15 protein-coding genes and 1 other annotated feature are annotated in these 13080 nt (G+C 37.7%); all 15 genes read right to left on the reverse strand.

The window, feature by feature from the left end; translation table 11 throughout:
* Positions 1 to 6: 6 nt before the first annotated feature.
* The 15 genes from CHI06_RS07055 to sigE all read right to left on the reverse strand — a co-directional run bounded on the left by CHI06_RS07055 (position 7) and on the right by sigE (position 13074).
* Positions 7 to 1317, reverse strand: a complete 1311-nt coding sequence (locus CHI06_RS07055) for a solute carrier family 23 protein (RefSeq protein WP_142300933.1) — start codon at positions 1315 to 1317, stop codon at positions 7 to 9.
* A 167-nt stretch (positions 1318 to 1484) separates the two neighbouring features.
* Entirely contained in the window at positions 1485 to 2027 is a 543-nt protein-coding gene (pyrR, locus tag CHI06_RS07060; RefSeq protein WP_095247719.1) for a bifunctional pyr operon transcriptional regulator/uracil phosphoribosyltransferase PyrR, read from the reverse strand.
* Between the two features lie 185 nt (positions 2028 to 2212).
* Complete coding sequence (locus CHI06_RS07065; RefSeq protein WP_095247720.1) at positions 2213 to 3118, reverse strand: RluA family pseudouridine synthase; 906 nt, start codon at positions 3116 to 3118, stop codon at positions 2213 to 2215.
* Positions 3090 to 3581 carry a signal peptidase II gene (gene lspA / locus CHI06_RS07070; RefSeq protein WP_095247721.1) on the reverse strand — a complete coding sequence of 164 codons (492 nt, stop codon included), beginning with the start codon at positions 3579 to 3581 and terminating at the stop codon, positions 3090 to 3092. The genes CHI06_RS07065 and lspA overlap by 29 nt, the downstream gene beginning before the upstream one ends.
* Before the next feature lie 77 nt (positions 3582 to 3658).
* Positions 3659 to 3955, reverse strand: coding sequence for a hypothetical protein (locus tag CHI06_RS07075; RefSeq protein WP_095247722.1), 297 nt, complete (start codon positions 3953 to 3955; stop codon positions 3659 to 3661).
* A gap of 145 nt (positions 3956 to 4100) precedes the next feature.
* Complete coding sequence (gene ileS / locus CHI06_RS07080; RefSeq protein WP_095247723.1) at positions 4101 to 6872, reverse strand: isoleucine--tRNA ligase; 2772 nt, start codon at positions 6870 to 6872, stop codon at positions 4101 to 4103.
* Between the two features lie 73 nt (positions 6873 to 6945).
* Positions 6946 to 7182, reverse strand: a binding site (T-box leader).
* A 50-nt stretch (positions 7183 to 7232) separates the two neighbouring features.
* Complete coding sequence (locus CHI06_RS07085; RefSeq protein ID WP_095247724.1) at positions 7233 to 7748, reverse strand: DivIVA domain-containing protein; 516 nt, start codon at positions 7746 to 7748, stop codon at positions 7233 to 7235.
* A 95-nt stretch (positions 7749 to 7843) separates the two neighbouring features.
* Positions 7844 to 8617 carry a YlmH family RNA-binding protein gene (locus CHI06_RS07090; protein ID WP_095247725.1) on the reverse strand — a complete coding sequence of 258 codons (774 nt, stop codon included), beginning with the start codon at positions 8615 to 8617 and terminating at the stop codon, positions 7844 to 7846.
* A gap of 33 nt (positions 8618 to 8650) precedes the next feature.
* The gene (locus CHI06_RS07095; protein WP_095247726.1) at positions 8651 to 8914 is read right to left on the reverse strand and encodes a YggT family protein; all 264 of its coding nucleotides are present in this window, start codon (positions 8912 to 8914) and stop codon (positions 8651 to 8653) included.
* Between the two features lie 5 nt (positions 8915 to 8919).
* Positions 8920 to 9354 (reverse strand): cell division protein SepF, encoded by a 435-nt coding sequence (locus tag CHI06_RS07100; protein ID WP_095247727.1) that lies wholly within the window; start codon positions 9352 to 9354, stop codon positions 8920 to 8922.
* Positions 9351 to 10043: a YggS family pyridoxal phosphate-dependent enzyme gene (locus CHI06_RS07105; RefSeq protein ID WP_095247728.1), complete on the reverse strand. Its 693-nt coding sequence runs from the start codon at positions 10041 to 10043 to the stop codon at positions 9351 to 9353. The genes CHI06_RS07100 and CHI06_RS07105 overlap by 4 nt, the downstream gene beginning before the upstream one ends.
* A complete protein-coding gene (gene pgeF, locus CHI06_RS07110) occupies positions 10040 to 10864 on the reverse strand; it encodes a peptidoglycan editing factor PgeF (protein ID WP_095247729.1) in 825 nt (274 codons plus the stop codon). The genes CHI06_RS07105 and pgeF overlap by 4 nt, the downstream gene beginning before the upstream one ends.
* A gap of 73 nt (positions 10865 to 10937) precedes the next feature.
* Complete coding sequence (locus CHI06_RS07115; RefSeq protein WP_095247730.1) at positions 10938 to 11207, reverse strand: YlmC/YmxH family sporulation protein; 270 nt, start codon at positions 11205 to 11207, stop codon at positions 10938 to 10940.
* 197 nt (positions 11208 to 11404) lie between these two features.
* A complete protein-coding gene (gene sigG, locus CHI06_RS07120) occupies positions 11405 to 12184 on the reverse strand; it encodes an RNA polymerase sporulation sigma factor SigG (protein WP_095247731.1) in 780 nt (259 codons plus the stop codon).
* A gap of 170 nt (positions 12185 to 12354) precedes the next feature.
* A complete protein-coding gene (gene sigE, locus CHI06_RS07125; protein WP_095247732.1) occupies positions 12355 to 13074 on the reverse strand; it encodes an RNA polymerase sporulation sigma factor SigE in 720 nt (239 codons plus the stop codon).
* Positions 13075 to 13080: the final 6 nt, after the last annotated feature.

Consider the following 13080-nt stretch of genomic DNA (forward strand, 5'->3'; position numbering starts at 1 on the left):
TTTTCTTTATGCAGTTTTTTGCTTATCTTTTTCTACTGTTTGTTCAAACATATCTTCACTTACTGGTTCTTTACCTGGAAGTAATAGGTGTAAAAGAACACCAGCAATTGCGGCAAAGGCCATTCCTTGTATCTGGAAGGATTCTGAAACTTTTATAAAGGCACCGCCAATTCCGATGACAAGAATAACGGAAGATATCACCAAGTTGCGCTTGTTTCCAAAATCAATTTTACTGTCAACCAGCATGCGTAATCCAGATGAAGCAATTATTCCAAAGAGCAGGATGGAAACACCGCCCATTACAGGCGTTGGGATTGTACTGATTAATGCTGTTATTTTCCCGATAAATCCAAAGATTGTAGCAAGAACGGCTGCACCTGCAATGACATACACACTGTATACTCGTGTTATCGCAAGGACACCAATATTCTCACCATAAGTTGTTTTCGGAGGTCCGCCAATCAATGCAGAGATTATGGTTGCTGTTCCATCCCCCAAAATCGAACGGTGTAAACCAGGTTCTTTAATGTAATCACGGGCAACTACTTTACTTAGGACAAGCTGGTGACCAATATGTTCAGATAAGGTTACGATTGCTACTGGGACCATTAGAAGAGCTAAGTCCCATGTTACTTTTACCTCATAGCTTACAAACGGGATGATGAATTCAGGCATTTCAAACCAATTTGCTTCCAATACTGGCTTAAAATCAACAATGCCAATTGCAAAGGAGTAAAGGTATCCAATCACTATACCTGTAAGAATTGGTATAATGCTCAACATGCCGCGCATGTAAATGGTACAAATAATGGTTGCTGCTAAAGTTACAAGTGCTGCCGAGAAATGAATCAAGCTATATTCACCTGCAGGATTGTTCATTGCCATACTAACAGCTGTACCAGACAGTGCTAAACCGATTACGATAATAACTGGACCAACAACAATCGGCGGCAGCAGATTCATAATCCAGCGATGACCTGCTTTACTAATTATAAGTGCGACAATTCCGTATACAAGCCCTGCAAGGAACGAACCTATCATGGCTCCTCCTGGACCAGCTGTTGCTTTTGCGGCTATTACCGGAACGATAAAGGCAAATGAAGAACCAAGGTATGCAGGCACTTGCCATTTTGTAATCATTAAGAATGCAAGTGTTCCTAAACCACTTGAAATCAATGCAATCGCTGGGCTTAACCCAACAAGATAGGGAACAAGAATCGTGGCTCCAAACATTGCGAATAAGTGCTGTAAGCTTAAAGTGAGCCATTGGACTGGATTGGGAATCTCTTTTACGTCTAAGATGGGTTTATTATTCAATTGTTTCTCCTCCACAATCTCTCTATTTTTTAGTTTGTGTTTTTGCTCAAAAAAAAACCCTCTTTGTCCATGAGTGTACAAAGAGGGTATGGAAATGCCATTAAAGCTTTGATGATGGCATTTTCCCCTTTGTCAGCCTCACAGGACTGCAATTAAAGGGTTACTATTTACTTTTCAAAAATACTTACTTGGTCAACATTATCGACATCTTGTAATTCTACAACTACTTTTTCACTACTTGAAGTTGGGATGTTTTTACCAACATAATCTGCTCTTATAGGAAGTTCACGGTGTCCACGGTCAACTAGAACTGCAAGTTGTATAGAAGAAGGGCGGCCAAGATCCATAATCGCGTCTAGTCCTGCTCTAACAGTTCGACCTGTATATAAAACATCATCAACAAGAATAACTTTTTTATCTTTTAATTCGACCGGAATAACTGATCCCTTAACAAGTGGTTCTTGATCATCTGTTTTCTTAGTTAAATCATCACGATATAAGGTAATGTCCAATTCGCCAACAGGTATAGGTTTCCCTTCAATTTCTTCGATCTTGGCAGCGAGTCTCTCCGCAATGAATATTCCTCTTGTACGAATTCCTACGAGGACACAATCTTCAATCCCTTTATTTTTCTCTATGATTTGGTGAGCAATTCTTGTTAAGGCTCTTCCGATTGCTTGTGCATCTAGTACTACGGCTTTTTGGTTCATTCTCAACACCTGCCTAATTTAATAAAAAAACCTCTCACGCTTCGAGGTGAGAGGTAAAAGAGTTTATCAGTATGGGCATAGGTATCCCAACCAATTTATCCGTTTCCTTCTCAGCCTCACAGGACTGATTTAAAGGCATATTCAACTGTTGTTATCGTACAATAATTCGACAAGTGTGTCAACGATTATTTTCTTAACTGTTCTAAAACCTCTTCGAATTCTACTGGCAGCGGTGCTTCGAATTCAATGTATTCATTGGTTCTTGGGTGGTTAAAACCAAGAATTCCTGCATGTAATGCCTGGCCATTGATATCAAGTGTTTTCTTTGGACCATATTTAGGGTCACCTGCAAGCGGATATCCAATGTATTTCATATGGACCCGTATTTGGTGTGTTCTTCCGGTCTCCAATTGACACTCCACAAATGTAAAATCCTTAAACCGTTCAATCACCTGGAAATGAGTTACAGCATGCTTACCATTATCCACAACGGTCATACTTTGCCGATCTCTCGTATCTCTCCCCAGGGGTGCATCAATCGTTCCAAAATCGTGAGGAATAACTCCATGCACAATAGCTTTATACTTCCGAGTAACGGTCTTTTCGACTAATTGGTTAACAAGCTTTTCATGGGCCATGTCATTTTTAGCCACCATTAAAAGTCCAGAAGTGTCTTTATCGATACGATGAACGATTCCAGGACGAAGAACACCATTTATCCCTGATAAATCTTTACAATGAGCCATTAACCCATTAACAAGCGTTCCTGTTAAATGTCCAGGGGCTGGATGAACCACCATGCCGCTAGGTTTATTTACCACTAAAACATCTTTATCTTCAAAATAAATCTCTAAATCCATCTCTTCTGGGATAACATCGAGTAATTCTGGGTCGGGAATACTAATTTCGATTTCATCATTTAAACTGCATTTGTAATTTGTTTTTATCTTTTGTCCATTTACAAGGACATTGCCATCTTTGATCCATTGCTGAACTTGAGTTCTTGACCATTCCTCATCTAAAGTTGAAATAACTTTATCAATTCGATCGCCTTTTTGTTGTTCAAGAATGGTGTGCTCCATTTTCTCCATATGATTTCTCCTTTGTTTCACGCTCATCACGCAGCATTTGAATCATTAATAATACTACGCCAATGACTAAAGCCGAATCCGCAATATTAAATACTGGGAAGTTATAATTGAAAATATACGTATGAATAAAATCAACAACTTCTTTTCGAAGCAGGCGGTCAATGAAGTTACCTATCGCTCCACCTAGCATAAATGCCAGAGAGACACCTAGCAGCCACTTACCCTTTGCTTCTTTTTGAATGTAATAAATGATCGCAATGATTACTATAGCAGTTATGACATAAAAGAACCACATTTGTCCTTGTAGGATTCCCCATGCTGCACCGCGATTTCGGTGAGAAGTAATATACAAAAAGTCCTCAATAACTGGGATACTTTCACCAAGATGCATTTTTGTGACGATAAGCCATTTCGTCACTTGGTCTAATGAAATAATAAAAATTGCGATTAAATAATAAAACACTAAGGAATACCCCCATCTACGAAGACTTTACTTCCTTAGCATTTTAGCATAATCTTTAGCGAAACAACAATGGAAGGTTAGAAAAAGCCGGAATTAATTGGTTTCTTGTAAAAATGCTCTAAGTTGTCAGAATCCTTAGATGACTTTATTGTCGGCATATTCTTTAATAGTTGTTCGGGGAGAGGTTCACCTGACGCTTCACACTGGCCAAAATTACCTTCTTCTAACTTTTGAATGGCAGTTGAAATATCCGCTAATTCATCTTCTAATATAGGGATCATCCATTCATTTTTCTGCTTATTTTTCAATGATTTTAAAATTTCTAATTGTGTTTTACGGAGTTCCCAAAACAGCTGTTCCTGCATTGCATTCATAGTTGTAACCTCCGTTAAGTCATTTCTACTATTATCTCCCCTTAATTTGACCTGACTCGGGAAAACATTTGACATCTGGAACAACAATTAACGGAATAGGATAAAAAATGAAAAAACCCCATGAAATTATCATGGGGCATTCATTTTAAGCTAAGTGTGTGTAGTTTTCTTTAACTACTTCTGCACAGCGTAGGCAAAGTGTAGGGTGCTCTGAATCTTTACCAACTTCTGGTGTCACAACCCAACAGCGTTCGCAAGTTTCGCCTTCTGCTTTCGTGACAACAATAGCAGCAGTATCTAATTTAATTGCATTTTCAGGTGCTTGGTCATAGCTTCCTGCGACTTCAAATCCTGAGATGATAAATAATTGCTGCATATTCTCATGAATAGAGTCTAACAGTGTTTTCGTATTCTCATTTACATATAAGGAAACCTTTGCAGTTAATGATTTACCAATAACCTTTTGGTTTCTAGCTTCTTCAAGCGCTTTTAAAACATCATCACGCAGCTTCATAAATGAAGTCCATTTTTCTTCTAATGCAGCTGCATTTTTTTGTTCCTGATATTCTGGCATATCCGTTAACTGCACACTTTCTTCTGTAACTGCAGGAATGAATTTCCATACCTCGTCAGCAGTATGAGAAAGAATTGGTGAAACTAACTTTGTTAACGCAATTAATGAGTCATATAAAACCGTTTGGATTGCACGTCTTTCATGATTGTTAACTGACTCAATATATAGAACATCCTTAGCGAAATCAAGGTAAAATGCACTTAAGTCAAGGGTACAGAAATTATTAATACTATGATAAATACCTGCAAACTCATAATTTCCATATGCATTGCGAACATTTTTAATCAACTTATTTAATTTTACGAGCATAAATTGATCAACTTCACGAAGGTTTTCGTATGAAACCCTATCTGTTGCAGGGTTAAAGTCGGATAAGTTACCAAGCAAGAAACGGAAAGTGTTACGGATTTTTCTATAAACCTCTGCAACCTGCTTCAAAATTGCATCGGATACACGAACATCGGCTTGATAATCAACTGATGCAACCCATAGGCGGAGGATATCTGCTCCTAATTGCTTCATTACCTTTTCAGGTACCATGACATTCCCTAATGATTTACTCATCTTTCTGCCTTCTCCATCTAAAGCAAACCCATGACTTAAAACACCTTTGTATGGAGCTTTGCCTGTTACTGCCACCGCAGTCGATAAGGAAGAGTTAAACCAGCCTCGATATTGATCCGAACCTTCTAAATATAAATCAGCCGGGCGAACCAAGTCATCTCTTTCTAAGAGAACCGCTTGATGTGATGAGCCTGAATCAAACCAAACATCCATGATATCTGTTTCTTTTGTAAACAATCCATTAGGACTTCCTGAATGTGTAAAGCCTTCAGGCAATAGTTCTTTCGCTTCACGCTCAAACCAGATATTTGAACCGAATTCCCGGAACAAACTAGAAACATGTTCAATTGTTTCATCTGTAATGATTTCCTCTCCATTTTCAGCATAAAACACCGGAATTGGAACTCCCCAGACACGTTGGCGTGAAATACACCAATCGCCACGGTCTCGGACCATATTAAATAGTCGTGTTTCGCCCCATGCAGGTACCCATTTTGTTTCTTTTACTGCTTCAAGAAGGTCATTTCGGAAATCCTTAATGGAAGCGAACCATTGTGCAGTAGCTCTGAAAATAACAGGTTTTTTCGTTCTCCAATCATGTGGATAGGAGTGAGTAATAAATGAAAGCTTTAAGAGCGCCCCTCTTTCTTCTAATGCTTGAGAAATCGGCTTATTTGCACTATCGTAAAATAATCCTTCAAAACCTGGTGCTTCGCTTGTCATTACACCTTTATCATCTACAGGGCAAAGTACTTCAAGTCCATACTTTTGACCGACATGGAAGTCATCCTCCCCGTGTCCTGGTGCGGTATGAACACAGCCTGTTCCAGCATCAGTTGTAACATGATCTCCTAGCATTACTAAAGAGTCACGGTCATATAATGGGTGTGCTGCAAGGATATTCTCTAATTCATTTCCTTTTACCTTCTGAATAACCTCAAGTTCTTCCCAGCCTATTTCATTCGTTACTGCTTCAAGAAGAGCTTCAGCTACTAAGTATTTATTTCCGTTCACTGCAACTACCACATACGTTAAGTCTGGATGAACCGAAATTCCTAAGTTAGCCGGAATCGTCCAAGGTGTAGTCGTCCAAATGACAATTTGAACATCTGTATCAAGAACCCCTTTTCCATCCTTAACTTTAAATCCCACATAAATGGAAGGTGACTTCTTATCCTGATATTCAATTTCTGCTTCAGCAAGAGCTGATTCACTTGAAGGGGACCAATATACAGGTTTAAGACCTTTATAAATATAGCCTTTTTTCGCCATTTCTCCGAAGACTTTAATCTGCTGCGCTTCGTATTCGGGCTTAAGAGTAATATATGGATTTTCCCAATCACCACGAACTCCAACGCGTTTAAATTGTTCCCGCTGATTACTTACTTGTTCGAGTGCATATTTTGTACAAAGCTGACGGAATTCTGCTACCGTCATCTCTTTTCGTTTTACGCCCTTATTTGTTAATGCCTGTTCAATTGGCAAACCATGTGTATCCCAGCCTGGAACATATGGTGCATTGAAGCCGCTCATTGATTTAAAGCGAACAATAAAGTCTTTTAAGACTTTGTTAAGAGCGTGGCCCATATGAATATCACCATTTGCATAGGGAGGTCCATCGTGGAGCACAAACATTGGACGTCCAGCAGTCCGCTCCTGAACTTTTTTATAAATATTCATTTCTTCCCACTTTGCCTGAATTTCAGGTTCTCTTTGTGGAAGATTGCCACGCATTGGAAATTCAGTTTTTGGCATTAATAACGTATCTTTATATTCCATTTCTTATTCCTCCTGTAACACTCATCATAAACAGAATAGCCAATAGACAAATAAAAAAACCCTCTCATCCCATAAAAGGGACGAGAAGGTTTTATTCCCGCGGTACCACCCTGATAGATAGCACGAAAAAGTACTATCCTCTTTAAGATTCGTAACGTGAATAACCCGCCATAGCTTACTTTCTTTAAAATAAAGTTTCAGCCTGGGACTCAAGGGTGATTTTCCAATTTCTCACTTTTCCCAGGCTTCCACCATCCCCGGCTCGCTATCAAAAGTTTATGAAATGTACTGTCCCTCTCATTGTCATTTCCATTCTTTATTTACTTATTAGAAAATTATATGCGAAATAATACCAATTCGTCAAGCTAAGGAATCTTCTTCTTGATGGATTTTAAGTTCCGTTGCATCCACCTCATACTCTAATAAATGATCCCAGTCATCCGTATTTATCATATCCAGCTGGGCTTCTATCAACATTTTAAAACGAGTACGGAATACTTTTGACTGCTTTTTCAAATCCTCGATTTCAAGAGCAATCTTTCTCGCTTTTGAAAGTGACTCATTTACAATACGGTCAGCATTCTTTTCTGCTTCCTTAATGATGAGCTTAGCTTCCTTTTGTGCATTTCGTTTTACATCTTCACCAGCCTCTTGTGCAATAATAATAGACTTGTTTAATGTTTCTTCAATATTTACAAAATGACCTAAACGGTCCTTCATTTCATTTAAACGTTCTTCTATTTCTTTCTTTTCACGAAGGACTAATTCATAATCCTTTATGACTTGATCTAAAAATTCATTAACCTCGTCCTCATCGTAACCACGAAAACCTTTATTAAATTCTTTATTGTGAATATCTAACGGCGTTAACGGCATGATGCCACCTCCAAGAATCTTTCTTCTGTATGTATAAAGTGTATAAAAGCATAAATTCGACAAAGTTATTGATAATCCTGCAAAAATCAAAAAAATTATTTTTGCTTTCCGACAACAATTCGCCATTTATCCTTTTTGGTTCTTCCTTCAATTGACAAAATCTTAACTCTTCCGTAGCCTCTAACTGACAACAAGTCACCCACTGCACATTCAAAGGAATGATTTTCAATAGAGGTCCAGTTCACCTTCACCAATCCTTGTTGAATGAAAAGTTGAGATTTTTGCCTCGATATATGATGAATACCAGAAATAATTGTATCGAGCCGTAAGGAGGAAACAGTGATATCCTGTTCCATCCATAAATCATCAACTTTAATTGCCTCTTCAAGATCTACCTCTTTTAATCGTATTGATGCTCTTCCAATTGATTCTAAATTACTTTTAATATAGTCGCCGATTTCAGTACTTGAGAAAAATTGAACACGTCCATCTTTCATAAGAATGTCGCCAAATTTCCCTCGTTTTAATCCTAACGACATAAGAGACCCGAGAACTTGGGGATGTTCTATGGAAACAAATTTAATGGGATAATCAATTTCAAAAAGGGTAATTTGAAAATCCTTCTCATCAGGTATGATATAATCCGGCATAATCAATGCCCGCTTTCTTTCACCTTCTGAACTGCCTCCAAATAGTTGATACTTAATACTTCCATTCTCACCAATTATGGTCTTTAAAATATGCTGCTCTCTTGGGTCAAGAAAATCAGTAAGTTTAGATGTATAGCTGGAATCAACAAAATCCTTCCAATGTAATACTTGATCAATAAACTCCCGTTCCTCTGGGCGAAAATGCTGATAAATATTCATGTTTAACTCCTTAGGCCGTTTAGGCTGGCTAAATTAAGAAATTAAGTTCTGCAAAACTCTTAAGCCTTGAGGGGCGAAGGATAAGATAAGAAATGCCGCTAAAGGGGATAAGTCCATCATACCTATTGGTGGAATGATTCTTCTAAACGGTTCCAGAAACGGTTCACATAACTTACCAAGAATTGTCCCAATCTGTGAGTCTCTCATATTTGGGAACCATGATAAAAGGATATAAATGATAAGCATCCATTTATATATTCCAATAATTTGGATCAAAAAGTTAAAAATCATATCCATTTCTACTACCACCTCGTATCATGAAATTCTTGTTCCCTCACTAGTTCAGAAATATTGCCAGAAATCTCAACATTATCTGGTGTACACAAAAATATACTGGAGCCGATTTTTTGAATGTCCCCGTTTAATGCATAGACTGCTCCACTTAAAAAATCGACGATTTGTCTTCCTTCCTCGTGACCGATGCGTTGAAGATTGACAACAACTGCACGACGGTTTTTCAAATGATCCGTTATATCCTGAGCTTCAGCATATACTCTAGGTTCTACTAAAATTACTTTAGCACCCTTTTGTACACTCTGCAGACTTACAACGTTTTGAGGCTTCGAAGGCTGTTTTAGGGGCTTTATAGGTTCAACCTTCTCATATTCATCCTGATTATTATCATCAAAATCATCATCTAAAAAGAAAAAAGTTTTTAACTTAGATTTTATCGTCATCTTTTATCCTCCTCACCAGCCTCACCGACAAGTGCCGTTCCTATTCTAATCATCGTCGCGCCCTCTTCAATGGCAATTCCAAAGTCATTAGACATCCCCATAGAAAGCTCAGTACATGGTGCGAAATCAAGGTTACAATTCTTTACTTCTTCACGGAGCTCTTTTAACCTTTGAAAACAGTTTCGAAGCTGCGCTTCATCATCTGTAAATGGGGCCATAGTCATTAAACCTTCAATACTAATATTCTCGTACGGTTGAAGATTTTTAATAAAGTCAATTACATCCTCGGGAGCAAGTCCATGTTTTGATTGTTCTTGAGAAACATTCACTTGAACCAGGCATTTCACCTTTTTTTGTGCACGTTTATTAATTTCTTCTGCTAATGAAATACGGTCCAAAGAGTGTATATATTCTACTTTATCAATAATATTTTTAACTTTGCGAGTCTGCAGTGTCCCGATATAATGCCATAGAGGCTTGTCCTCTAATACTTCCCACTTTGCTAACAGCCCATCATCTCGATTTTCACCTAGATTTATTATACCAGCTTCCAAAGCTTCCTTGGCTCTTTCTATGCTGACATATTTGGTTACGGCAATCAGTTTCACTTCATCAGGAGCCCGATTTACCCTTTGGCATGCATCACTTATTTGCTGTTTAATATGTATGAGATTTTCTGCAACCTTCATTCGGTGGTCTCCTTCCATCCTATATAACTTAGCATCCTTCCTGTTTTACCTTGGTCACGGCGATGAGAGAAAAATTCAAATTGGTCACAACTAGAGCAAAGTTTAGTCATTTGAATATTTTCTTCCGGAACGCAAGCTTTAAGAAGAATTATTTTATTTAGTTTTCGTAAGTCCAACGTATACTGTCCCTCTTTAATTAAATTATAGGGTTTTTCTTCGACATCTACTAGTGATTTTTCTACAAAGTTAATGACATAATCATTAACAATATAACATTTTTCACAAATAGATGGACCTATAGTGACAAAAATTTGATTAGGAAGTATTCCTTCTTCTCCCCATTTCTCTACCATTTTCTGTGCAATTTCGTTTACAGTGCCTTTCCAGCCAGCATGTGCAGCACCAATCATCCTATATTCAGGAGCAATAAAAAAAAGAGGGACACAATCGGCATAGCAAAGAGTTAATAAAATTCCCTCTTCATCCGTATAAAAACCATCTGTCCCCTTAAAGGCATTTTCATAAGAATCTGCCCCAAACCCACGGTCAGCGCTTGTAATTTTTCTAATTAGGGTTTCATGGGTCTGTTCTGCCCCTACCCAATGCTTCACTGGAAATTGAATGAGATTAGCTAACTTATTCCGATTAGAACAAACAGCTTCCTTTAGGTCTCCAACATGATAGCCCATGTTAAGATTTTCAAAAAAACCTGTACTGCTGCCGCCTTTTTTGGTTGTTATTCCAGTAACTAGCCCCGGATACTTTTCCATCCAATTTTCAATTAAAAAATATGATTCATTTTCATATACAAAAGGTTCCATACTTAACCTCATTTGTTTTTTTTCTAGTTTACCATGAATATGTTAAATGGTCACCGTCAGATGCTGTTAATAACTATACTTCCATTTCCTCTGTAGTCCTTTCTTCAATATTCTTATATCTAACCAATATTACATCTTGACCTATTTTAATAATATTTTTCCATGGAATAACAATATCTTCTTCCCTTCCAAAAAAGCCTAGGACTTTACCATTACCGGTAACGATAACCGCTTCTATTTTACCTGTGGAAAGATTAATTTCAATATCACCAATGTTTCCAAGTTTTTTACCATCAGACACATTCACTACATCTTTAATTTGAAATTCAGAAATTTTGACCATTTCTCTCACTCCCGCCATTTTTATCCTAATGTAAATATATGATTAGATTGGTCAATTTATCTGTAAATAAAAGAAAAAATAAAGCTGACCAAAGGAGGAAACTGCAGGCACCGAAATAAAAAGGGTGACCCGCTACTTTATGTAGCGTTTCACCCTTTGAACGTTCCCGCATATTTGCAGTTTCCTCTTGGACAGCTTTAGCTTTGAATATTTTTATTCATTTGCTTGATGGCAGCTTTTTCTAAACGAGAAACCTGTGCTTGTGAGATTCCAATTTCATCGGCTACTTCCATTTGCGTTTTTCCCTGGAAGAATCGCTTTCTTAAGATTAGCTTTTCACGCTCATTTAAGCGCCGCATGCCTTCTTTTAAGGCAATTTCTTCAATCCAGTGAATATCTTTATTTCGTTCATCGCTTAATTGGTCCAACACAAAAATTGGGTCGCCGCCATCGTTATAGATTGGTTCGAACAAGGATACTGGGTCTTGGATAGCGTCAAGTGCAAAGACTATTTCTTCGTGAGGGACTTCTAATACTTTAGCAATCTCCTCCGCAGTTGGTTCCCGTGAAGTTTCACTCATTAATCGTTCCCTTACTTGCAAGGCCTTATAGGCGATATCTCTTAAGGACCTTGAAACGCGAATAGGATTATTATCGCGCAGGTACCTGCGTATTTCGCCAATAATCATTGGTACGGCATAAGTGGAAAACTTTACGTTTTGACTTAAATCAAAGTTATCAATCGATTTCATAAGCCCAATACAGCCAACCTGAAACAGATCATCAACAAACTCGCCACGGTTGTTAAACCTTTGAATAACACTAAGAACGAGTCGTAAATTTCCGTTGACGAGTTTTTCTCGTGCTGTAATATCGCCCTCTTGCATTTGCCTGAAGAGTAATCTCATTTCTTCATTTTTTAATACAGGAAGTTTTGATGTATCTACGCCACAAATTTCAACTTTATTTCGAGTCAATCCCTTTTCCCTCCTCATAGGAGTTGCTGTACAAAAAACAGTATTTCCTTGAGGAGGAAAAATATGCACTTGTAGTTTTTAAGGAATTGCCAAGGATTAGTCGAAAAATACGATGATTACTTTGGTTTCAATGGTCTTTCCATAAGTAAAAAAAATCTTTTTTTGTAACCTTATACCATCTTATTAAATTCTTTTCTTAATCTTTTGATTATTCTTTTTTCCAGACGGGATATATATGATTGAGAAATACCAAGCATATCGGCTACGTCCTTCTGTGTTTTTTCTTCTCCATTGGTAAGTCCGAAGCGAAGCTCCATGATTTGCTTTTCCCTATCACTTAGTTGGTGCAGAGCTTTGGTTAATAGTTTTCTATCCACATTCGCTTCTAAATCCTTCGTAATGATATCATCATCTGTCCCCAAAACATCTGATAGTAATAATTCATTACCGTCCCAATCAATATTTAATGGTTCATCAAATGAAACTTCAGATCTAATTTTATTATTTCTGCGCAAGTACATGAGAATTTCATTTTCAATGCATCTGGACGCATATGTAGCCAGCTTAATCTTTTTCTCAGGATTAAACGTGTTAACTGCTTTAATTAAGCCAATGGTACCAATACTAATTAAGTCCTCAATATTAATTCCGGTATTTTCAAATTTTCTAGCGATATACACGACAAGCCGAAGGTTACGTTCGATTAATATCGATCTTGCGGCCTTATCACCGCCTGGAAGCTTATTTAAAAGCACCTCTTCTTCATCTTTACTTAAAGGAGGCGGTAAGGCTTCGCTGCCGCCAATATAATAAACTTCATCACTTTTAATTCCTAATTTGATTAGTATCTTATACCAGTAGTAGGATAAGCGAAGTCTCCATTTTTTCACGCAAGT

The organism is Bacillus sp. 7884-1, from assembly GCF_002272245.1.
Taxonomy (GTDB): domain Bacteria; phylum Bacillota; class Bacilli; order Bacillales; family Cytobacillaceae; genus Neobacillus.